The sequence below is a fragment of the Streptomyces sp. NPDC002156 genome (assembly GCF_053593675.1).
On sequence record NZ_JBSFDA010000172.1, the window covers coordinates 1 to 21,675 of the forward strand.

The following is a 21,675-nucleotide window of genomic DNA, read 5'->3' on the forward strand; positions in this document are numbered from 1 at the left end:
GGTGGGAGACGGGGGTCCCGGGCGCGGCGAGCACGGTCGCGAGGGCCGCGCGCACCGGTGCCGGGCCGTCGTCGAGGAGGCGAGGGGCGCAGCCCCTGCCTTTCAGGGGCGCGGGGAACTGCGCGAGAAGCCCCACCGGGCCCGCACCCGACAACGAACCGACTACGCCGTACCGGTCAGGTGCTCAGGCCGCACCGGCGTCTTCGTCAGCTCCAAGCCCGTCGCATTCCGAATCGCCGCCAAAACGGCCGGAGTTGACGACAGCGTCGGCGCCTCGCCAACCCCGCGCAAGCCGTAAGGCGCATGCGCGTCGGCCAGTTCGAGGACGTCGACCGGGATGGTCGGGGTGTCGAGGATGGTCGGGATCAGATAGTCCGTGAAGGACGGATTCCGCACCTTGGCCGTCTTCGGATCGACGATGATCTCCTCCATCACCGCGATGCCGAGACCCTGCGTCGTACCGCCCTGGATCTGGCCGATCACCGACAGCGGATTCAGCGCCTTGCCGACATCCTGTGCGCAGGCCAGCTCGATGACCTTCACCAGGCCCAGTTCCGTGTCGACCTCGACGACCGCCCGGTGCGCGGCGAACGAGTACTGGACGTGGCCGAAGCCCTGCCCTGTACGGAGATCGAACGGCTCGGTCGGCCGGTGTCGCCACTCCGCCTCGACCTCGACGGCCTCGTCACCCAGGACGTCCACCAGGTCGGCCAGAACCTCGCCGGCGTCCGTCACCACCTTGCCGCCCTCCAGGAGCAGTTCAGCGGTCGCCCACGCCGGGTGGTACGAGCCGAACTTGCGGCGCCCCACCTCCAGGACCTTCTCCCGCACCAGCTCGCACGAGTTCTTGACGGCGCCGCCGGTGACGTACGTCTGGCGGGAGGCCGAGGTCGAACCGGCGCTGCCCACCTGGGTGTCGGCCGGGTGGATCGTCACCTGGGTGACACCCAGCTCGGTGCGGGCGATCTGGGCGTGGACGGTGACCCCGCCCTGGCCGACCTCCGCCATCGCCGTGTGGACCGTGGCCACCGGCTCGCCGCCGACAATCTCCATACGGACACGGGCAGTCGAGTAGTCGTCGAATCCCTCGGAGAAGCCGACGTTCTTGATGCCGACCGCGTAGCCGATGCCCCGGACGACACCCTCGCCGTGGGTGGTGTTGGAGAGGCCGCCCGGCAGCTGGCGTACGTCCGCCGCCTCGCCCGCCGCCAGCCACTGCTGCTCCGGCGGCAGGGGCATCGCCTTGACGCGGCGCAGGAGTTCGGCCACCGGCGCCGGGGAGTCGACCGCCTGTCCGGTCGGCAGCAGCGTGCCCTGTTCCATCGCGTTGAGGCGGCGGAACTCGACCCGGTCCATGCCCACCGCGTCGGCGAGCTTGTCCATCTGTGCCTCGTAGGCGAAGCACGCCTGGACCGCGCCGAAGCCGCGCATCGCGCCGCAGGGCGGGTTGTTGGTGTAGAGGGCGATGCAGTCGATGTCGACGTCGTCGATGACGTAGGGGCCGGCGCCGAGCGAGGCCGCGTTGCCGACGACCGCCGGGGAGGCGGAGGCGTACGCGCCGCCGTCGAGCACGATCCGCGCCTTCAGGTGGGTCAGCTTGCCGTCCTTGGTGGCCCCGTGCTCGTAGGTGAGCTTCGCGGGATGCCGGTGGACGTGACCGAAGAAGGACTCGAAGCGGTTGTAGACGATCTTCACGGGTTTGCCTGTGCGCAGGGCGAGCAGGCACGCGTGGATCTGCATCGACAGGTCCTCGCGCCCTCCGAAGGCGCCGCCGACGCCCGACAGCGTCATCCGGACCTTGTCCTCGGGGAGGCCCAGCACAGGGGCGATCTGGCGCAGGTCCGAGTGCAGCCACTGGGTGGCGATGTAGAGGTCGACTCCGCCGTCCTCGGCGGGGACGGCCAGGCCCGACTCGGGGCCCAGGAAGGCCTGGTCCTGCATGCCGAAGGTGTACTCGCCGGTGACGATGAAGTCGGCCCGGGCGCGCGCTGCTTCGACGTCGCCTCGGATGACCGGCTGGCGGTGGAGGATGTTCGGGTGGTCGACGTGGCCGATGTGGTGGTCGGTGCGGTTCTCGTGGATGAGGATCGCGTCCGGCGCGGTCGCGGAGGCCTCGTCCGTGATGACCGGCAGTTCGCGGTACTCGACCTTGATCTTGGCGGCGGCGCGGCGCGCGGTCTCCGGGTGGTCGGCGGCGACGATGGCGACCGGTTCGCCGTGGTGGCGGACCCTGCCGTGGGCGAGGACCGGGGTGTCCTGGATCTCCAGGCCGTAGTTCCTCACGTCGGTCGGCAGGTCGTCGTACGTCATGATCGCGTAGACGCCGGGCAGTGCGAGTGCCTCGGCCGTGTCGATCGAGACGATCTCGGCGTGGGCGACCGTGGAGCGCAGGATCTGGCCCCAGAGCATGTCCTCGTGCCACATGTCGGACGAGTACGCGAACTCGCCGGTGACCTTGAGGGTGCCGTCCGGGCGGAGCGTGGACTCGCCGATGCCGCCCCGGGTCTGCGAGCCCTGGGTGACCTTGGTGGGCGTCCCGAGGGGAGCGCTCTTGCCGGGCATGTCAGACCGCCTCTCCCTGTCGGGCCGCGGCCAGCCGGACCGCGTCCATGATCTTCTCGTAGCCCGTGCAGCGGCACAGGTTGCCCGACAGCGCCTCGCGGATGTCCGCGTCGGTCGGGTTGGGGTTCTGCTCCAGCATCTCGTCGGCGGCGACCAGCAGACCGGGCGTGCAGAATCCGCACTGGACGGCGCCGGCGTCGATGAACGCCTGCTGGATCGGGGCGAGTTGGGTGCCCTCGCCGGTCTGGGAGTCCGTGCTGCCCTTGGGCTCCCAGCGCTTGGCCGCGTCAAGTGACGTACCGCAGGCGCCCGTTCCGCAACTCCCGTGTTCCGTACGCTGCTTGGCGTAGTCGGCGAGTCCTTCGACCGTGACGACCTCGCGCCCTTCGGCCTGGCCCGCCGCGACGAGACACGAGCACACCGGTACGCCGTCGAGGCGGACGGTGCACGATCCGCACTCCCCCTGTTCGCAGGCGTTCTTGGAGCCCGGCAGGCCGAGCCGCTCCCGCAGCACGTACAGCAGGGACTCGCCCTCCCACACGTCGTCGGCCTCCTGCGGACGCCCGTTGACCGTGAAATTGACGCGCATTACGCGACTCCCTCCGTGCGGGCGGCGGTGCCGCGGTACGACTCCCAGGTCCACGTCAGTGTGCGGCGGGCCATCACGCCGACCGCGTGGCGGCGGTAGCTCGCGGTGCCCCGGACGTCGTCGATGGGGTTGCAGGCGGCGGCGCACAGGTCGGCGAACTGCTTGGCGACCGACGGGGTGATGATCTTCCCGTTGTCCCAGAAGCCGCCCTCGTCGAGCGCCGCGTTCAGGAACTCCTCGGCGGCCTTGGCCCGGACGGGTGTGGGCGCGGCGGAACCGATGCCCGTACGGACGGTCCGCGTCGACGGGTGCAGCGCGAGGCCGAAGGCGCAGACCGCGATGACCATGGCGTTGCGAGTGCCAACCTTCGAGTACTGCTGGGGGCCGTCCGCCTTCTTGATACGGACGGCGCGGATCAGCTCGTCGGGCGCGAGCGCGTTGCGCTTCACACCGGTGTAGAAGTCGTCGATCGGGATCAGCCGGGTCCCTCGTACGGACTCGGCCTCGACCTGCGCGCCCGCGGCGAGGAGCGCCGGGTGGGCGTCACCGGCCGGGGAGGCGGTACCGAGGTTGCCGCCGACACCGCCGCGGTTGCGGATCTGCGGGGAGGCGACCGTGTGCGAGGCGAGGGCCAGGCCCGGCAGCTCGCCGCGCAGGTTCTCCATGATCTTGGTGTACGGGACGGAGGCACCCAGTCGCACACTGTCGCCGTCGGTCTCCCACTCGTACAGATCTCCGATACGGGTGAGGTCGAGCAGGTACTCGGGCCGACGGTGGTCGAAGTTGATCTCGACCATCACGTCGGTGCCGCCCGCGATCGGCACAGCGGTGGGGTGCTCGGCCTTCGCGGCGAGCGCCTCCTGCCAGCTGGCGGGGCGAAGGAAGTCCATGACCGGCTCTTTTCCTCTTCGTCTCGGTCGTCTCGTGAGTCGTACCGGTGGGTCGCGCCAATGGCTCGTTCATGTTCTGTTCACAGGGGATGACATCAGTACACAGCGCTGTGCTCCGCCCGGGTCAGTCACGGAAACCATGAAGGAGTTGGCTGGCCAGGGCGATCGTCTTGTAGATTCGTATGAACAGGGGTGCATCAGTAACCTCTCTGATTTTCCCCGGAAACAGTGAGCGCCGCGCAGGCGGAAAAGCGCGGCTCGCAAACAGAACGGCGGCGACGAGAATGCGGCTGCGCGCACTGCTGGACACCGACGCGCTGGGCCTCAGGCTGCTCGGCGGCGAGGACGAGCTGGACCGCACCGTCCGCGGGGTGATGACCACCGACCTCAGGGACCCCAGCCGCTACCTCTCGGGCGGCGAGCTGGTGCTCACCGGACTGGCCTGGCGCCGGGACCCGGCGGACTCCGAGTCGTTCGTACGGCTCGTGGCGGGGGCCGGGGTCGCGGCCCTGGCCGCCGGTGAGGCCGAGCTGGGGGCCGTCCCGGACGACCTGATCACGGCCTGCGCCCGGCACCGGCTGCCACTGTTCGCGGTGCACGAGTCGGTCGCGTTCGCGACGATCACCGAGCACGTCGTACGGCAGGTGTCCGGCGAGCGCGCCGGGGATCTGGCGGCGGTCGTGGACCGGCACCGCCGGATGATGACCTCGGGCCCGGCGGGCGGCGGCCCCGACGTGGTCCTGGACCTGCTCGGCTCGGACCTCGACCTGCGCGCCTGGGTCCTCTCCCCCGCCGGACGTCTCATCGCGGGCTCGAAGGTCTCGGGCCCCGCCCCGGCCCCCGACGTGTGCGCGGCCCTGGCGGCCGAGCATCTGACGGCGTCCCGCACCGGCCGACGCGGACCCCACCGGGTGGCGGTGGGCGGCACGACGTACTCCCTGTTCCCGGTACGCGGCAACGGCCGTACCGCCGCCGCACAGGGCGGCTCGCGGGACGTACGCGAAACCCTTCTCTCCGACTGGCTGCTCGCCGTGGAGGCGGACGCCGGGGACTGGCCGGCGGAGCGGCTCGACCTGCTGCAGGGCGTCACACAGCTGATCGCGGTCGAGCGCGACCGGCGCGACACGGCCCGTACGGTACGGCGGCGGCTCGCCCAGGAGGTGCTGGAGCTGGTGCAGACGGGCGCCGCGCCCGCCGAGATCGCGGCCCGGCTGCGGGTCGCCGCGCCGGTACTGCTGCCCGGCCTCGGCGCGGCCCCGCACTGGCAGGTCGTCGTGGCCCGCGTGGACTGGGCCGGCGGCGAGATCGAGGGCGGTCCGGTGGCCCAGGCGTTGCTGGAGGAAATCCTCGTCGACCCGCTGCTGGCGGGCCCGGAGCACTCCGACCGGATCGCGGTGGCCCAGACGGGCGACGAGGCGATCGCCCTCGTACCACTGCCGGCGGTGTCGTCGGAGCACGACGGTTCGGAGACAGGGATCCTCGCCGAGGAACTGCTCACCGCCGTACGGGACCCCCTGTCGGCGGGCCTCGACGACGACGGGCGGCTCACGATCGGCGTCAGCGCGGCCGTGCACTCGGCGGAAGGGCTGCGCGGGGCGCTGGAGGAGGCACGGCACGCGCGCCGGGTGGCCGCGGCGCGCCCCGGCCGGGTGTGCGCGGCGGGCCACCAGGAGCTGGCCTCCCACGTCCTCCTGCTCCCGTTCGTCCCGGACGACGTCCGCCGCGCCTTCACGGCCCGCCTCCTCGACCCCCTGCGCGACTACGACCGACGCCACCGCGCCGAGCTGATCCCGACCCTGGAGGCGTTCCTGGAGTGCGACGGCTCGTGGACGCGCTGCGCGACCCGGCTGCATCTGCATGTGAACACGCTGCGGTACCGGGTGGGGCGGATCGAGCAGCTGACGGGACGTGATCTGTCGCGGCTGGAGGACAAGCTGGACTTCTTCCTGGCGTTGCGGATGAGTTGAGCCTGCGGCGGCTGTGCGGCGACGGGTTCGCTGACAGGTCGTACGGGGCGTGCGGTCCTGGCGTGCGCCGGGTGGGAGCGGCTGCGCGGCAACCGGGGCGCTCGATCTTCCCCGACTTTGTGAAATCCTTCACCTACCCCCTTGGCCCGGTGCCGGGATTCATGCTGAGATGCCGCCACCACTCAACAAGCTCGATGGCGTGCTCGGGGAGGGCAACGTGGCGCATACCGCCATGTCTGGTTACGGAACGACCTCTGGTGACGATCCTCTCCAGACCGCGGTATGGCGGCTGCGCTCACGCGCCTGCTGGGCGGACGCGGCGGCGCTGCTCGACCCCACCACGGCCGACGCCTCGCTGCAGCGGGCCGCGCTGCTGGTGGAGCGGTGCCTCTACACCGAGCAGGGCTGGGGAGAGGCCGAGGACGCGCTCCGTACGGCGGAGGCGCTGGCCCAGAGCGACGACGAGCGGGGTGCGGCGGCGTGCGAGCGGGGGCAGTTGGCGTACGCCTCGACGCTGCTCGGCGTGCGGGACCGTGCCGACGAGGCTCGGGCCGCGCTGGGGCGGGCCGCCGCGCTGATCCCGCCGGGGGCTTCCGGGCGGGCGGTGCTGGACTTTCGGCGGGGGTTGCTGGCGGAGAACCTGGCGGGGTCTCCGCAGGCTGCGCGGGCCGCGTATCGGCGTGCCCATGCGGGGGCGACCGCGCATGCGGATCCGCTGCTGTTGTCGTTCACCTGGCGTCATCTGGCCGGACTCGCCCTGCGGGACGGGGAGTTGGCGGAGGCGCGGCACGGGTTCGGTGAATCGCTGCGGATTCGGGAGGAGTTGGGGTATCTCGTGGGGACCGCGCCGGCGTTGGCTTCGCTCGCCGATGCGGAGTCCGAGCCGGAGGCTTCTCGGTTGCGGGCGGAGGCTGGGCGGTTGTTTCGGTTGTTGGGTGGGGTGCCTACGTGGTTGGCGCGGCAGTTGGCTCCGCCGGCGGCCTCTGCGTAGTTGCTTGGGTGCGCCAACTGGGTGGGGTTGTTCGGTTGGTTGGCGACTGCCGGTTCGTTGTGGCTGGTCGCGCAGTTCCCCGCGCCCCTGACTCCGCTTCAGTGGGCGCCTGTTACATGTTCTCGTGTCAGTGACTGGACGAGCTGCACGTCCTTTGCGGTCAAGGCGTCCAGCAGAGCCATGTGATCCGCCGCGTCCGCCATGAGGGCCGCCGGCTTCGCGCCCACCAAGGGCCACTGGGCACGGCGGTGGAGGTCCTCTGCTATCTGGACGAGTTGGGTGTTGCCGGCCAGGGACAGGACCGCTCGGTGGAAGGCCCGGTCGGATTCGGCGTAGGTGGCTCGGCAGCCGGTGGAGGCTGCTCGGGCCGTTGCCTCGGCCAGGGGGCGGAGTTCCGTCCAGCGTTCCGTCGGCACCGTGCGGGCCAGGCGGAGCATCACCGGGAGTTCGATCAGGGCGCGGATCTCCGCCAGCTCGGCCAGTTCGCGGGCGCCGCGTTCCACGACGCGGAAGCCGCGGTTCGGGACGACCTCGACGGCGCCTTCCAGGGCCAGCTGCTGCATCGCCTCGCGGACGGGCGTCGCGGAGACGCCGAAGCGGTCGCCGAGCGCGGGGGCCGAGTACACCTCCCCGGGCGCCAGCTCGCCCCCGACGAGCGCGGTGCGCAGCGCGTCGAGGATCTGGCCGCGCACGGAGGAGCGCTGGACGACGGGGCGTGCCTGCTCGGTGCGAGGGAGCGGGATCGGCCGCTCGCTGTGCGTGTGCTCACCCCGGGCGTCGCCTCCCCGGGCGCCCGCTCCCGCGACCTCGCGGGCCGTCGGGCCGCTCGCCCCCTGGCGCCACCCCCGGTCCACGTCCGCGGCCCTGGGCTGCGGTGGGACGCGTACGGCACCCGGGCGTGAAGCCGGGACCCCTGTCTCGGGCGAGCCGTGCGCGCCCTGTGGGCCGGCGTGCTGCACGGGGGCCTCCTCCGGGCTAGATGGCACCTTGACGGCACATGGGGTCATTACGGCGGGTTGTTACTCGCCCGTCAAGCACCATAGGCGCACATTCCGTCAGTTCAAATCCCGATTCGAGTCCAGGTTCGGATCCGGGCCGGATCCGGTGTTAAATCCGGATCACATCACGGGCATGATGGGTAAGGTAAGGCTTACCTTTGATCTTCGTCTTCGGTCTTCGAACGATCTCTCGAGATGCGGTGGTCCCGACATGTCCGCTCCCGTACAGGCCCGGTCCGCCGTCGCGGACTCGTACGACCGGCTCGCCGAGGCCTACTCGCACGCGACCGTCATCGAGCTGGGCCCCGGGCAGGAGCATCCGCGCGGCGACGGCTGGGTCCGGGCCGCCGGGCTCGCGGCGGCCGACGCCGACCTCGACTCCTTCCTCGCCTGGGACCACGAGCAGGTCGTGCGGGACTACGAGGAGCCGGGCCGCCCCGACGTCGTCGCCGGTTTCGGACTGCACCGGTACGCGTGGACCGCCTGCCTGCTGATCACCGTGCCGTGGTTCCTGCACCGCCGGGTACCCCGGCTGCCCGTGGAGGACGTCTCCTATCACCGCGTGGACGGGCGCTTCCGTGTCCGTCCGGGCACCTTCGCCTGCCTGCCCGGCGACCCCGCGGCCACTCTGCCCGGCGCCCGCGTCGTCGGCGACGAGGAGGCGCTGCGCGCGGAGGTCCGGGCGGCGCTCACCGAGCACCTGGAGCCCCTGCTCGGCGGTTTCGGGCCGCGGATGCGGCGGCGCGGCCGGGCCCTGTGGGCCGTGGTGACCGACGACGTCGTGGAGGGCCTGCACTACATAGGGCAGGTCGTCGGCGAGGCGGACCGCGCGCAGCGGGAGCTGGAGCTGCTGCTGCCGGGCTCGACCAGGCCGTTCGTCGGCTCGGCCGGCTTCCGCGAGGTGACGACGCCGGACGGCGCGACGCTGCCCACCCGCGACCGCGCCAGCTGCTGCTTCTTCTACACGATCCGCCCGGACGAGATGTGCGACAACTGCCCGCGCACCTGCGAGAGCGAACGCGTCGCCAAGCTCGTGGCCGCCGCCGCGACTTGAGGAACCCTCAGGGAATCCCCGGGGAACCGTCAGGAGTACCCCCCTGCCGCACGGGCCGGCATGACGTGTCGTAAGATCCCCGCCGTAAGATCACGTTCGATTAGGTCTCCCTACGGTTACAGCCACTTCACAAGTTCCTCACTTGGCGCAGGAACTTTCCGTGGAACCACCCGTACGGGTAGTCTTATTCGAACTCAACTCCCGCCCCTCAAGCGGCAGTTCGAGCAGAATGTCGCCCTGAGTATCCCCTTGCACCTCCTTAGGCGGCCTCTTGCCCCGAAACCCCCTGAGGGCTGAGGGGATTGGGCCACTATGGCGGGCGTTACGCCCTATCCCAATGCAAGGGACCCCAGATGAGATTGACCGACATATCGCTTAACTGGCTGCTTCCGGGCGCCGTACTGCTCCTGGGCGTGCTGGCGGCGGTGGCGGTGCTCGCGCGCGGCAAGCGCTCCTCCGGGGCGAAGGCCGGCCAGGACGACTCGTGGGAGCGCACCGAAGAGCGCCGCAGGCGCAAGGAAGCCATATTCGCCACAGCTTCCTACGTACTCCTCTTCTGCTGCGCGGCGGTCGCCGCGGCGCTCTCCTTCCACGGCCTCGTCGGCTTCGGCGAGCAGAACCTGAACCTCACCGACGGCTGGCAGTACCTCGTGCCGTTCGGTCTGGACGGAGCGGCGATGTTCTGCTCCGTGCTCGCGGTGCGCGAGGCCAGCCACGGTGACGCGGCACTCGGCTCCCGGATACTCGTGTGGATGTTCGCGGCTGCCGCCGCCTGGTTCAACTGGGTGCACGCGCCCCGGGGTCTCGACAACGCGGGTGCCCCGCAGTTCTTCGCCGGCATGTCCCTGTCCGCCGCGGTCCTCTTCGACCGCGCGCTGAAGCAGACCCGCCGGGCCGCCCTGCGCGAGCAGGGTCTGGTGCCGCGTCCGCTGCCCCAGATCCGTATGGTCCGCTGGGCGCGGGCGCCCCGTGAGACGTACAAGGCCTGGTCGCTGATGCTCCTCGAGGGCGTGCGCAGCCTGGACGAGGCGGTCGACGAGGTGCGTGAGGACCGCCGCCAGAAGGAGCAGGCCCGACTGCGCCGCCGGGAGCAGGAGCGGGCCGAGCGCGCGCACCTCAAGGCGATCAGCCGGGGCCACCGCGGCCCGTTCGGCGGCGGTGGCGGCGGCGGTGGCCACCAGCAGGTCGAGGTGGAGCGGGCGCCCGCCCAGGTCACCTCGGAGCCTGCCATATCCTCCGCGGAGCAGCTGCCCTTGCGCGCCCGTCCCTCCCTCCAGCCCGTTCGTGGCAGCAGTGACTCGATCACGGTCGACCTCACGGCGGAGGACGACACGATGGCCCTGCCCCGCCTGGACTCCCTGGAGCGCAAGCTCCGGGACCTCGAGAAGCAGTACGGCTGAGCACTACCGCACGTTCTGAGCGCGACCGACACGGGGGCGCGGCCGATTCAGGCCGCGCCCCCGTTCAGTTCGAACCACACCGCCTTGCCCACACCGTGCGCCCTGACTCCCCACGCGTCGGCGAGGGACTCCACCAGAACCAGGCCTCGCCCGTGCGTACCGTCGTCGGCGTCCGGTACGCGCAGTCTCGGCCTGCGTCCCACGAAGTCCCGTACCTCCACGCGTAATCCGTGCGGCGAGACGGTGGCCGTCAGCACCGCGTCGCGGTCGGTGTGGACCAGTGCGTTGGTGACCAGTTCACTGGTCAGCAGTTCCGCTATCTCCGAGCTGCCGGGCCTTCCCCAGTGCCGCAGCAACTCCCGCATGGCCCTGCGGGCCTCCGGTACCTCTCTCAGATCCGAACAGCCCAGCCTGCGCCTCAATTGCGACGCCTCCCCCCGGTTCACGCCATCGCCGTCGCGGATGCCGTGGTCTGTGTCGTTGTCGCTGCCGTTGTCGGTGTCTTCCTCCGCCGCTTTCCTCGAGAAGGCCCCGATGGTTACGGGACCGCCTCCTCGTGCCTGCCTCTCCATGACCCCCGCCCGGACGCCGGTGTACTGTCCCCTCCTGATCGAACGCGTTCACGGGATCCATGCCCCCGACCTGAACACGGCAGTCATGTCGAATCGTCAACGACCGGATGTACGGGGATGGTTGGACCGTTCCTGGCCGGATCAGGACGTCGACCGCGCCCACCGGGCGCTGCTGGAGAGGCATGTGGAGCGGACGCTGCGGCAGTTCACGCGCCCGGCCAGTGCGGGGACGGGCGCGTGGCGGCGACGAACCGGCTCAACTGTCCAGTGCGGACTGCCGATCCAGCCGTAGGCCACTTCCTTCGGCAGCCCCTGTCACGCCTCCCAGACCGCGGCGGCCGTACGGTCGTCCGCGTACCCCTTGACCCGTACCTGGGCGTCGGCGAGGAACGCGGCGAGGCCCGGCGGGGTGGGGGCGGACCAGCGTCCCGTGAGGTACTCGCACAGCTCGGGCTCGCCCCGCAGCGGCTCGGCGAGGCCGCCGGTGCACAGCAGGAGCGCGTCCCCCGGGCGGGCGACGGAGGCCCGGAACCGGAAGGGCTCGCGGGGCGGTTCGGGGGCGGGCTCGTACGGGCTCGGCGGGGTCGTGATCCCGAGGTCCATGGTGAGCCGGTCGCCGTCCGGGGTCTCGTGGGGCAGCGAACCGAATCCGACGACGGGCTCACCGGCCGGGATCTCGGCGACCCGGGGTTCGATGTCCTGCCACTCGCCGTCCCGGAGCCGGAACAGTCCGCCCGCGCCGACGCCGAAGAACACGCGCGTACGGCACTCGGGGTCGGCGGGGAGCAGCAGGCAGCGCAGGCCCGCGGTGTACTCCTCGGGCTCGATGCCCTGCTCGGCGGCGCTCGCGCGGAGCTTGCCGAGGCTGCGGTCGGTGAGCCGGTGCAGCCCCGACTTGAGGTCACCGCGCCGGGCGGCCCGGATGTCCTCGGCGAGCCGTACATGGCTGCGCCCCACCGCGCGCCCGATCCACTGGCACGCCTCGGCGGCGGCCCGGTGCGCGCCGGGCGTGGCACGGGCGCCGGTCGCCATGGCGATGAGGACGAGTGCCTGGTCGCCCGCCCCGAAGCGGGCGGTGAGGAGGGAGTCCCGTCGGGGCTCCCCCCGGAAGCGCGCGGAGTCCCCGCGCAGGGAGACGGCCCGGAGCGTGCTGGCACCGTACTGCGCCCCGTCGAGCACGGTGTCCGCGACGAGGTCCCCCAGGTCGTCGGGGTCAGCGGGCGGGAGGGCGGTGGGCTCGGGGGCGTAGGTGGGGGGACCGGAACCGACGTGGTCGACGGTGGTGGGCGGCCCGTCGGTGGTGATCGCGGAGGAAGGGGCGGCGGGGTCAGGCGTTCCGGAGCCCTCCCGCCGCTCCTGCGACTTCGGCGCCTCGGGCGGGATGGCCGGGATGTCCCGACGGGTGGGGGTACGGAGGACCGGGCCCCGGAGGAGGGAGGAGTCGGCCGGGGGGCCGTCCTGGACGGGATCGCGCCGGGGTTCGCCCTTCGACGCGGCCCAGCCGGAGAGGGGCGCCGGCCCCGAGGCGGGCCGCCTGTCCGGAGGGTCCTCCGGGGCGGACGCGGACGCGGATACGGGGCCGGTCGCGGCGGGCGGACGCGGCGGGGCGCCCCACACACCGTCCGTGACGTCCGGGATGTCAGCGCCTGCCTCCCGGGCGCTCTCACGGGCCGGCCTCTCGGCACCGGGCGTGGGCGCCTGCGGACGCGGCGGGGCGTCCCACACGGCATCCGTGTCGTCCTTGGCGTCCGTGTTGTCGGCGCCTGCCTGCCGGGCCGGTCCGGCAGGGCCGCCAGGCGCGGACGGCTGCGTGCGGTCCCGGAAGCCCGGTGGCTTGGGGCCGGGCGGGAAGGTCGCGGGGCCCGGGGGCATGGCCGGCGGCGGCTCCCAGGGGGCGCGGGGCCGCCCTGGGCCATTGCCGCCCGGGGCGTTCCACATCCCGTAGGGGACCCCGCCACGCTGCGGCGGAAGCGAGACCGGAGCCGGAGGGGGGACGGGAACCGGAGGCGGTACGGGCCGCGACGGCAGTGGTGGCAAGGCCTCCGCCGCCAAGTCGTCCCACTCCTCGAAGGCACCGGAAGCACCGGAAGCACCAGAGGCGCCGAAGGCATCCCCCGACACAGTCTCGCGCCCGAACACCGCATCGTCCTCGTACCCGGACCCGTACCCCGGCCCATAGGCCGAGGACCCCTCCGGGACATCGTCGACCGTGCCCGCCGCCGAGGCGAACCGGTCGTCCAGGGAGTCGCCCGCGGCCGTGGGCCCGGTGTCCTCGGTGGAGTCGTCGTACAGCTGCCCCCACCAGTCGTCCTCGTGACCGGTGGACCTCTCCCCCTGCTGGCTCATGCCCCCAATTGTCCACCGCACGGGCCGGATGAAAACGGGGCATCAGGAAAATCCGGTGGGGTGTTCCGTCGTGAACGGCGTGTTCGACGGCGTGTCGGATGACACGACGAACAGCCGTACGAAACAAGTCGCCGGGCGGCCCCACCCCCCACGGGAGAACCGCCCGGCGACGCCGGGGTGACCTGACCCACGAACCCCCGCAGACCCCACGAGTTCCAGGCCTGCGAGAGCCGTACAGCGCGCGTCGTACGTCGAACTGCCGTGCACGCCGGTCCGCTCCGACCCGAGTGTGACCGGTCTTCCTTGGGTTCCGCTGTGGTTGGCGGTGGCGACACCTTGGCAGAGGGAAGGGTGGTACGGCGATGATGTACCGAGGCGGGTTTGCGTCGTGGCCGGTTCCCGCCACGGACAACGTTGGGGAGGGCGGCGCCCGGTGCTTGCGGCGATAGGTCTGGACGAGGCGCACGAGTCGGCGTACCGGGCCCTGGTGGCCGTGGGCGCCGCCGATGTGCCCGATCTCGCACGACGGCTCTCGCTCGGCGAGTACGTCACCGAGCGCGCCCTGCGCCGGCTGGAGCGGCACGGACTCGCCGCCCAGTCGTCGGCGCGGCCCGGGCGCTGGGTCGCCGCGCCGCCCGGGGTCGCGCTGGGCGCCCTGCTCACCCAGCAGCGGCACGAACTGGAGAAGGCGGAGCTGGCCGCCGCGCTGCTCGCCGAGGAGTACCGGGCCCAGGCCGCCGAACCCGCCGTGCACGACCTGGTCGAGGTGGTGACGGGCGCGGCAGCGGTCTCGCGCCGGTTCCTCCAGCTCCAGCTGGGTGCGAGCGACGAGGTGTGCGCGCTGGTCACCGGCAATCCGGTGGCCGTCACCGGCCCCGAGAACCACGCGGAGGAGCAGGCCGCCGACCGCGGCGTCGACTACCGCGTGGTCGTCGAACGGGCGGTGCTGGATCTGCCCGCCGGTGTCACCGAGCTGACCGCCGCGCTGAACCGGGGCGAGCGGGTCCGGGTCGTCGATCAGGTGCCGACGAAGCTGGTGATCGCCGACCGCTCACTCGCCCTCGTCCCCCTCACCTCCCGTACGGCGGAGCCCGCCGCGCTGGTCGTCCACGCCAGCGGGCTGCTCGAACTGCTGTCGGGCCTGTTCGAGTCGGTGTGGCGCGACGCGCTCCCCCTGCGCCTCGGCGCGGCGGACGACGGGTTCACGGAAGGCACGCCGGACCAGCCCGACGCCGCCGACCTGGAGATCCTGTCCCTGCTGCTGGCCGGGCTGACCGACGCGAGCGTCGCCAAGCAACTGGGCCTGGGGCTGCGGACCGTACAGCGCCGGGTGAAACGGCTGATGGAGCTGACGGGTGTGACGACCCGGCTGCAGCTGGGCTGGCACGCGTACGAGCGGGGCTGGGTCGTCCGCGACCGACGCCCCTGAGCCCTCGGCGCCTTTGCCAGCGGTTCCCCTCTCCCCTGACCTGCGGTTTCCCCGGCCCTCAGTCACGCTGGACAGATGGGAGCGTGGGATCTCCTGCTGATCGGCCTGGTGATGCTGTTCGGTCTGTGCGGAGTTCTGGTGCCCGGGGTGCCGGGGTCGTGGCTTGTATGGGCCGCGGTTCTGTGGTGGGCGCTGAAGGATCCGGAGGCGGTCTCCTGGTGGGTGCTCGTGGGTACGACCGTCGTCCTGTTCCTGTCCCAGGTGGTGCGCTGGCAGCTGCCCCCGCGCCGACTGCGCGCGAGCGGCGCAACCCCCCGTATGGCGGTGTACGCCGGGACGGGCGCCCTGCTCGGCTTCTTCCTGCTGCCCGTGCTGGGCGCGATCCCGGGCTTCGTCGGCGGCGTCTACCTCTACGAGCGGCTCCGGCTGGGCCGGCACGGCGAGGCGGTGGCGGCCGTGCGGAGGGTGATGCGGTCGGGCGGCACCAGCGTGCTCATCGAACTCTTCACCTGCCTGCTGATCGCGGGCGCGTGGCTGGGGGCCACATTCTGGGGCTGACACATCGGATCTCTCTCACCTTATTGACGGCATCTCACACCTTCTCTACGTTGCTTTCCGGGATAGCTCCGATGAATGAACGAATGATCCGAGCCGCCGGGAGGCAATGTGCCCAGCCCGTCCAGACGTACCGTCCTCGCCACCGGATCCGCCCTGGGCGGCGGGCTCCTCACCGGAGGACTGCCCGCGCAGGCACAGACCCCCGACCCCCAGCACACCGGTCCCCAGCACACCGACCCCTGGCGCACCGTCCTCGACGACGCCGACCTCGTCTGGCAGCGGATGCCGACCACCTGGTACGAGGGCCCGTATCTCGGCAACGGCTTCCTCGGCTCCGGCATCTACGCCGACCCCGACTCCCCCACCAAGGCCGTCCGTTTCAATGTCCAGCACTCCGAAGTGCAGGACCACAGGCCCGAGTTCGGCTCCCTCTTCGGGCTCGCGCGGCTGCCCATCGGGTACTTCACGCTGGAGCCGGTGGGCACGATCACCGGTCTCGACTGGCGGCTCGGGTTGCGCGACGCCGAACTCACCGGCACGCTCACCACCGACCGTGGCACCCTCGCCCTGCGCGCCCTGGTGCACAACGACCGCTCGGTCCTCGCCGTCGAGGTCACCCCGAGCAAGGGCGAGCGCGGCTTCCGGTGGGTGTTCCACCCGGCCGACGCGATCAGCCCGCGCGCCGCCTCCAAACCGCTGCCGGACGGCTACCGGGGCAACGACCCCGCCCAGGTCGCCGAGTACGACGAGCACCACGGCGTCTTCGCCGCCGTACAGCCCCTGCTGGCGGGCGGCGAGCATGTGACGGCCTGGCGGGAGCGCGGCTGGGGCACGAGCCGGACGCTGTACGTCCATGTGGCGCACTCGTACCCGAGGCGCACGGCACTCGGGCGGGCGCTCAAGGAGGTGCGCGGCGCCTCCCAACTCCCCTACTCCGCCCTCGCGTCGAGCCACCGGGCCTGGTGGAACGCGTACTACCGCAAGAGTTTCCTGTCCGTCCCCGACGCCAGGATCCAGCGCTTCTACTGGATCCAGCTCTACAAGACGGCGTCGGCCGCCCGCCGGGACGCGCCCGTGATGGCGACCTGCGGCCCCTGGCTGGAGCCCACGCCCTGGCCGAACACCTGGTGGAACCTGAACGTGCAGCTGGAGTACTGGCTGATCCACGGCTCCAACCACCTCGAACTCGACGCCGTGACAAGGGCGTTGAGCGAGTTCCGGGACAACCTGGCCAAGGAGACCGCGCAGCCGTACCGCGCCGACTCGCTCGGTATCCCACGCACCACCGACCCCCACCTCGTGAACGGCGCCATCAGCCCCCTGATGGGTTACGGCGTGGGCATCCCCGGTCAGGACCCGCCAACTCCCGAGGTCGGGAACCTGACTTGGGCCCTCCACAACGTCTGGCTCAGCTACCGCCACACCATGGACGAGCGAATCCTCCGCGATGTCCTGTACCCGCTCCTCCGCAAGGCGATCAACTACTACCTGCACTTCCTGGAGCCGGGCCCCGACGGCAGGTTGCACCTGCCGCCCACCTTCTCCCCGGAGTACGGCGGCAACTCCCGCGACTGCAACTACGACCTGATGCTGCTCACCTGGGGCTGCCGCACTCTCCTCGAATCCGCCGAACTGCTGGGCATCAATGACGAGTTGGCGCCGCGCTGGCGCGAGGTGCTGGCCAGGCGGGTGGCGTATCCGACCGACGCGAACGGCTTCATGATCGGCGCGGACATCCCTTTCGCGAAGTCCCACCGCCACTACTCCCACCTGCTCGCGATCTACCCTCTGTACGAACTGACCGGCCGCTCACCGGACGAACGGGCCCTGATCGAGCGGTCGTTGGCCCACTGGGTGGGCTTCGAGGGCGCCCTGCAGGGCTACACGTTCACGGGCGCGGCCTCGATGTCGGCGCTGCTGGGCAAGGGCGAGGACGCGCTCGCCTACCTGGGTGAGCTGATGTCCCGTTTCATCCAGCCCAACACCATGTACAAGGAGTCGGGCCCGGTCATCGAGACACCGCTCTCGGCCGCGCAGTCCCTGCACGACATGGTCTGCCAGTCCTGGGGCGGGATCGTCCGCGTGTTCCCGGCGCTGCCGGCCGCGTGGGCGGACCTCACGGTGCACAACTTCCGTACGCAGGGGGCGTTTCTGCTGAGCGCGGTCCGCGAGGACGGTGTCACACGCTGGGTACGTCTGGTCAGCGAGGCGGGCGCACCCTGTGTCGTACGGCACGGCATCGCGGGCCGGATCGACGTACGGGACGAGCGTGGCCGCACCCTGCGCTACCGGGATCTCGGCGAGGGGACGATCCAACTCGCCCTGCGGAAGGGCGAGTCGGCGACCGTCACGGCCCGGGGCGACCGCCCGGACCTGACGATCGCCCCGGTCCGCCCGAATGCCCAGGCCCCACGCTGGGGCCTGCCACCGCTCACAGACGCATGAGGTCCGCGAGGTTGATCGCGTCGGCCATGGCGCGCATGCCGGCATCGTTGAAGTGGAGGTGGTCGCCGGGGTCGTAGGCGGCGCGCATCCGCTGCGGGTACTCCGGGTCGCGGACGGCGGCGTCGAAGTCGACGACCGCGTCGAAGAGGCCGCTGGTGCGGATGAAGGTGTTCACGGTCCGGCGTACGGACTCGCGGTCCTCCTTCCACTGGGCGTGGCCGGCATACGGGGTGATGGTGGCGCCGATGACACGGATGCCGTGGGCGTGGGCGCGGGCCACGAGGGTCCGGTAGGCCTTCTCGATGGCGCGCGGATCGGTCTCGGCCGGGGTCCCGTTGATGTCGTTGATGCCCTCGAACACGATCACCGCGCGGACCCCGGTCCGGGAGAGGACGTCGGCGCCGAAGCGGCTCAGGGCGCGCGGGCCGACGCCGTCGAGGAGGAGACGGTTGCCGGAGATGCCCGCGTTCAGGACGCCGAGGCGGCGGTTCGGGGGCAGTGCGGCGAACCGGTCGGCGAGACGGTCGGGCCAGCGGCGGTTGGTGTCGGAGGTGGTGCCGCCGCCGTCGGTGAGGGAGTCGCCGAGCGCGACCACGCTGCCGGCGGCGGGTGCGTCGAGGACGTCCACGCCGGTGACGTAGTACCAGGAGGTGGTCGTCCTGGTGTAGGCGTCACCGTTCTCCACGTCGGCCCAATCGCCGCTCGGGGCAGTGAAGTTGGTCTGCTTGGCCGTCCGGTGGTAGGTCGCCGGTCCGGAGTCGTCGGGCGTGTGGACGGTGACCAACAGATTGGCGCCGTACGGCACGACGAGGTCGACGGCGTCGGTGACGCGGTCCTGGCCCGCCGGGATGGTCACCGTGGGGGCACCCGCGAAGGTGGCCGTACGCATCGAACCGGGTTCGGCGTCCGGGCTCCTGGGCTCGCCGGGTTCCTGGAGCGCGACGGTGACGGCGCCGAGGTGCAGGGGCTCGGTGCCGAGCCGGTTGGTGAGCCGGACGCGCAGCGCGCTGCCGCCGACGCTGAGATGCAGGACGTTGCGGAAGGAGGCGCCGGGCCTGCCCGCGACGGTCCCGGAGGCGGCGGCAGCCCAGGTGCCGGTCCAAAGCCGGGGAACGGGGGTTTCCGCAGCGGCAGACACAGGAGACAGGACCGGGGTCGGGGGCAGGAGGAATTCGGTGGGCCCCTCGTCGGCTGTCGCGGCGGGCGGGACGAGCGCCAGGGCGGTCACCAGGGCCGCGAGGATGTGCCGAACCATGATCGCGCGGGTCATGGGCGCATGGTTCCCCGAACGATCACCGGCGCCACCGCGATGTCACACCCATGGCGGCACGCACTTACGTTCGCACGTACACCCGTGTTTCCGCTGCGCCCGCCCGGCCCGCCGTGTTTGGCTGCCGCCATGACCGAATTCAGCGCGGCGGAGCGCGCCTACCTCCGGAGCCAGCGGCTGGGACGGCTGGCCACCGTCGACCCTCACGGGCAGCCCCAGGCGAACCCCGTCGGCTTCTTCCCGCAGGACGACGGGACGATCCTGATCGGCGGCCTCGCGATGGGCCGCACCAAGAAGTGGCGCAACCTGGAGAAGAACCCGAAGGTCGCACTGGTCGTCGACGACGTGGTGAGCGTCCGCCCCTGGAAAGTACGCGGCGTCGACATCCGCGGCGAGGCCGAACTCCTCACAGGCCCGCACGAGTTGGGCCCGCACTTCAGCGAGGAGGTGATCCGCATCCACCCGAGGCGGATCCACAGCTGGGGCCTGGAGGAACAGGGCGAGGACTGACCCTACGGAGCGAGCGGAACGCCCTCCAGCCCGAGCAGCCGGCGCTTGCGGTCAAGACCGCCGGCGTACCCCGTGAGGGACCCGTCCGCGCCGATCACCCGGTGACAGGGCCGGACGACGAGCAGCGGATTGGCGCCGATCGCACCGCCGACGGCCCGTACGGCGGCCCGGGAGGCCCCGATCCGCGCGGCGATCCGCCCGTACGTGGTGGTCTCCCCGTACGGCACCGAGTCGAGGGCGTCCCAGACCCGCTGCCGGAATTCGGTCCCGCTGCTCCTCAACTCCAGCTGGAAATGGGTGAGTTCACCGGCGAAGTAGGCGGCGAGTTGGGCTTCCGCGGCTCGGAAGGGCCCGGGGTCGGCCCGCCACCCGTCCTCGACACTTCCGGCGGTCCGGCCGCCCTTCTGTCCCGGCACGGAGAGGGAGGTGAGGGCGCCCGACTCGTCGGCGGTGAGGAGGAGTTGGCCGAGGGGGCTGTCGAGTGTGGTCCAGTAGACGGTGGCGGAGACAGCGGTGTGCGTATTCATGTTCATGACGATGAGGACTCCCACTCGCCTGCGGCGATGAGGTGATGGAGGGCGTACGAGCGCCAGGGGCGCCAGGTGTCGGGCACGTCCACGCCGGGCGGCGCGACGTCGGGGTCGCCGAGGGCACGGGCCCGGACGACGGCGACAGTACGGGGGTCGAGTCCAGGCAGGGCCAGCAGGGCTCGGTGGGTCTCGTCGCGGTCGGCGCCGGGGTCGAGCCGCAGGGTGCCGTCGGCGAGGGCGGCGGTGAGAGCGCGGAGCGGACTGTCGCCGTCCCGGGCGGCCGCCTCCGCCAGCACGGCAGACTCGGGGAAGAGGTGGGTGAGGCTGCCGGAGGGGGATGGGAGCACTTCGCCGTACCGCGCCACGAGCCGCTCCGCCGCCTCCCTGCCGACCAGCGCCCGCACGGCCAGCTCCGCGGGATCGGCGGCTCCGGGCGAACGCAGGCCGGGCCGGAGCGCGACCAGGTGGGCGAGGCGGGGGTCCGCGCCGAGGCGCTCGTCGACGGCGTACGGATCCGAGTCGAGGTCGAACAGGCGTCGCAGCCGCTGGACGGCGGTCGTCAGGTCGCGCAGGTCGGTGAGGTGCAGCCGGGCGTCCAGCCAACGCCCCCGGGGCGCGCTCCCGTACTCCTCGACGGCGACGATTCCGGTGCCGTACGGGAGGCGCAGCGTCCGGCGGTACGTACGCCTGCCCGGGCTGCCGCTCACCTCCTCGATGCCGGGGACGGCCTCGCGGGCGAGGAGGTCGAAGACGGCGGCGGAGTGGTAGGGGCCGCGGTGGGAGAGGCGGAGGGGGATACCGGGTGGGGTGGATGTGGACGTGGGCGCGGGGGTGGGGGTGGGGGTGGTACTGGGCGCTTTCGCGCGGAGGGTGCTCGGGGTGGCCGCGTACACCGTTCGGATCGTGTCGTTGAACTGGCGGACGCTGGCGAATCCGGCGGCGAAGGCGATCTCGGTCACCGGCAGGCCGGTGGTCTGCAGCAGGACGCGTGCGGTGTGGGCCCGCTGGGCGCGGGCGAGGGCGACGGGGCCCGCGCCCAGTTCTGCGGTGAGCTGGCGCTGGACCTGGCGTGCGCTGTACCCGAGCCGTACGGCGAGCCCGGCGACGCCCTCCCGGTCGACGACTCCGTCGCCGATCAGGCGCATCGCCCGGCCTACGACGTCCGCGCGTACGTTCCACTCGGCTGAGCCGGGGACGGCGTCCGGGCGGCAGCGGCGGCAGGCTCGGAAGCCGGCGCCGTGTGCTGCGGCGGCGGTCGGGTAGAAGCGGACGTTGTGCCGTTTGGGGGTGACTGCGGGGCAGCTGGGGCGGCAGTAGATGCCGGTGGTCTCGACGGCGAAGAAGAACTCGCCGTCGAACCGGGCGTCCCTGCTGCGCACGGCCGCGTACCTGGTGTCTTGGTCGGTCACGCTGTCCAGTTTGCGTGAGGTGGGGGGGGTGGGGCTGGCGGATATCGGACACGGGGTTTGTCTCGCCCCCGCCGCCCCTACCCATTCCCATCCCTGGGGGGGGGGGGGGGCCCGCCCCCCCCCCCCCCCCACAAACCCCCCCCCGCAAACAAAAA

Annotated in this window: 17 protein-coding genes; 8 read left to right on the forward strand and 9 right to left on the reverse strand. The window is 71.9% G+C overall.

Going from position 1 to position 21,675, the window contains the following annotated elements; genetic code table 11:
* Positions 1 to 162 precede the first annotated feature (162 nt).
* Genes ACWCRB_RS40975 through ACWCRB_RS40985 form a run of 3 tightly spaced genes read right to left on the reverse strand, consistent with a single transcriptional unit; the run spans position 163 to position 4,041 of the window.
* Positions 163 to 2,562, reverse strand: coding sequence for a xanthine dehydrogenase family protein molybdopterin-binding subunit (locus ACWCRB_RS40975; RefSeq protein WP_451000924.1), 2,400 nt, complete (start codon positions 2,560 to 2,562; stop codon positions 163 to 165).
* Position 2,563: 1 nt separating this feature from the next.
* Positions 2,564 to 3,151, reverse strand: a complete 588-nt coding sequence (locus ACWCRB_RS40980) for a (2Fe-2S)-binding protein (protein WP_451000925.1) — start codon at positions 3,149 to 3,151, stop codon at positions 2,564 to 2,566.
* The gene (locus ACWCRB_RS40985; protein ID WP_451000926.1) at positions 3,151 to 4,041 is read right to left on the reverse strand and encodes an FAD binding domain-containing protein; all 891 of its coding nucleotides are present in this window, start codon (positions 4,039 to 4,041) and stop codon (positions 3,151 to 3,153) included. The genes ACWCRB_RS40980 and ACWCRB_RS40985 overlap by 1 nt, the downstream gene beginning before the upstream one ends.
* A gap of 284 nt (positions 4,042 to 4,325) precedes the next feature.
* On the opposite strand from ACWCRB_RS40985, the gene ACWCRB_RS40990 reads away from it, so the two are divergent.
* Complete coding sequence (locus tag ACWCRB_RS40990; protein WP_451000927.1) at positions 4,326 to 6,008, forward strand: PucR family transcriptional regulator; 1,683 nt, start codon at positions 4,326 to 4,328, stop codon at positions 6,006 to 6,008.
* 217 nt (positions 6,009 to 6,225) lie between these two features.
* Entirely contained in the window at positions 6,226 to 6,999 is a 774-nt protein-coding gene (locus ACWCRB_RS40995; RefSeq protein WP_369030437.1) for a hypothetical protein, read from the forward strand.
* Between the two features lie 98 nt (positions 7,000 to 7,097).
* Here the strand turns inward: ACWCRB_RS40995 and ACWCRB_RS41000 are convergent, their stop codons facing one another.
* Complete coding sequence (locus ACWCRB_RS41000) at positions 7,098 to 7,958, reverse strand: GntR family transcriptional regulator (protein WP_451000928.1); 861 nt, start codon at positions 7,956 to 7,958, stop codon at positions 7,098 to 7,100.
* Between the two features lie 250 nt (positions 7,959 to 8,208).
* On the opposite strand from ACWCRB_RS41000, the gene ACWCRB_RS41005 reads away from it, so the two are divergent.
* Positions 8,209 to 9,051, forward strand: coding sequence for a (2Fe-2S)-binding protein (locus ACWCRB_RS41005; RefSeq protein WP_451000929.1), 843 nt, complete (start codon positions 8,209 to 8,211; stop codon positions 9,049 to 9,051).
* Positions 9,052 to 9,404: 353 nt separating this feature from the next.
* Positions 9,405 to 10,451, forward strand: a complete 1,047-nt coding sequence (locus ACWCRB_RS41010) for a DUF2637 domain-containing protein (protein WP_235474050.1) — start codon at positions 9,405 to 9,407, stop codon at positions 10,449 to 10,451.
* A 47-nt stretch (positions 10,452 to 10,498) separates the two neighbouring features.
* Here ACWCRB_RS41010 and ACWCRB_RS41015 read toward each other — a convergent pair whose 3' ends face one another.
* Positions 10,499 to 11,023, reverse strand: a complete 525-nt coding sequence (locus tag ACWCRB_RS41015; RefSeq protein ID WP_451000930.1) for an ATP-binding protein — start codon at positions 11,021 to 11,023, stop codon at positions 10,499 to 10,501.
* Positions 11,024 to 11,338: 315 nt separating this feature from the next.
* Positions 11,339 to 13,369, reverse strand: coding sequence for a protein phosphatase 2C domain-containing protein (locus ACWCRB_RS41020; RefSeq protein WP_451000931.1), 2,031 nt, complete (start codon positions 13,367 to 13,369; stop codon positions 11,339 to 11,341).
* A gap of 433 nt (positions 13,370 to 13,802) precedes the next feature.
* Between ACWCRB_RS41020 and ACWCRB_RS41025 the strand changes: the two genes are divergently transcribed.
* The 3 genes from ACWCRB_RS41025 to ACWCRB_RS41035 all read left to right on the forward strand — a co-directional run bounded on the left by ACWCRB_RS41025 (position 13,803) and on the right by ACWCRB_RS41035 (position 17,801).
* Positions 13,803 to 14,798 carry a winged helix-turn-helix transcriptional regulator gene (locus ACWCRB_RS41025; RefSeq protein ID WP_451000932.1) on the forward strand — a complete coding sequence of 332 codons (996 nt, stop codon included), beginning with the start codon at positions 13,803 to 13,805 and terminating at the stop codon, positions 14,796 to 14,798.
* Between the two features lie 75 nt (positions 14,799 to 14,873).
* Positions 14,874 to 15,356 (forward strand): DUF456 domain-containing protein, encoded by a 483-nt coding sequence (locus tag ACWCRB_RS41030; RefSeq protein WP_451000933.1) that lies wholly within the window; start codon positions 14,874 to 14,876, stop codon positions 15,354 to 15,356.
* 108 nt (positions 15,357 to 15,464) lie between these two features.
* Complete coding sequence (locus tag ACWCRB_RS41035) at positions 15,465 to 17,801, forward strand: glycosyl hydrolase family 95 catalytic domain-containing protein (RefSeq protein WP_451000934.1); 2,337 nt, start codon at positions 15,465 to 15,467, stop codon at positions 17,799 to 17,801.
* Here the strand turns inward: ACWCRB_RS41035 and ACWCRB_RS41040 are convergent.
* Positions 17,788 to 19,071 (reverse strand): SGNH/GDSL hydrolase family protein, encoded by a 1,284-nt coding sequence (locus ACWCRB_RS41040; RefSeq protein ID WP_451000935.1) that lies wholly within the window; start codon positions 19,069 to 19,071, stop codon positions 17,788 to 17,790. The two genes, ACWCRB_RS41035 and ACWCRB_RS41040, sit on opposite strands and share 14 nt — an antisense overlap.
* Positions 19,072 to 19,200: 129 nt before the next feature.
* Here ACWCRB_RS41040 and ACWCRB_RS41045 point away from each other — a divergent pair, with 129 nt between their 5' ends.
* A complete protein-coding gene (locus ACWCRB_RS41045) occupies positions 19,201 to 19,581 on the forward strand; it encodes a PPOX class F420-dependent oxidoreductase (RefSeq protein ID WP_451000936.1) in 381 nt (126 codons plus the stop codon).
* 2 nt (positions 19,582 to 19,583) lie between these two features.
* Here ACWCRB_RS41045 and ACWCRB_RS41050 read toward each other — a convergent pair whose 3' ends face one another.
* Positions 19,584 to 20,108 carry a methylated-DNA--[protein]-cysteine S-methyltransferase gene (locus ACWCRB_RS41050; RefSeq protein WP_451000937.1) on the reverse strand — a complete coding sequence of 175 codons (525 nt, stop codon included), beginning with the start codon at positions 20,106 to 20,108 and terminating at the stop codon, positions 19,584 to 19,586.
* A 2-nt stretch (positions 20,109 to 20,110) separates the two neighbouring features.
* Positions 20,111 to 21,520, reverse strand: a complete 1,410-nt coding sequence (locus ACWCRB_RS41055) for a DNA-3-methyladenine glycosylase 2 family protein (protein WP_451000938.1) — start codon at positions 21,518 to 21,520, stop codon at positions 20,111 to 20,113.
* Positions 21,521 to 21,675: the final 155 nt, after the last annotated feature.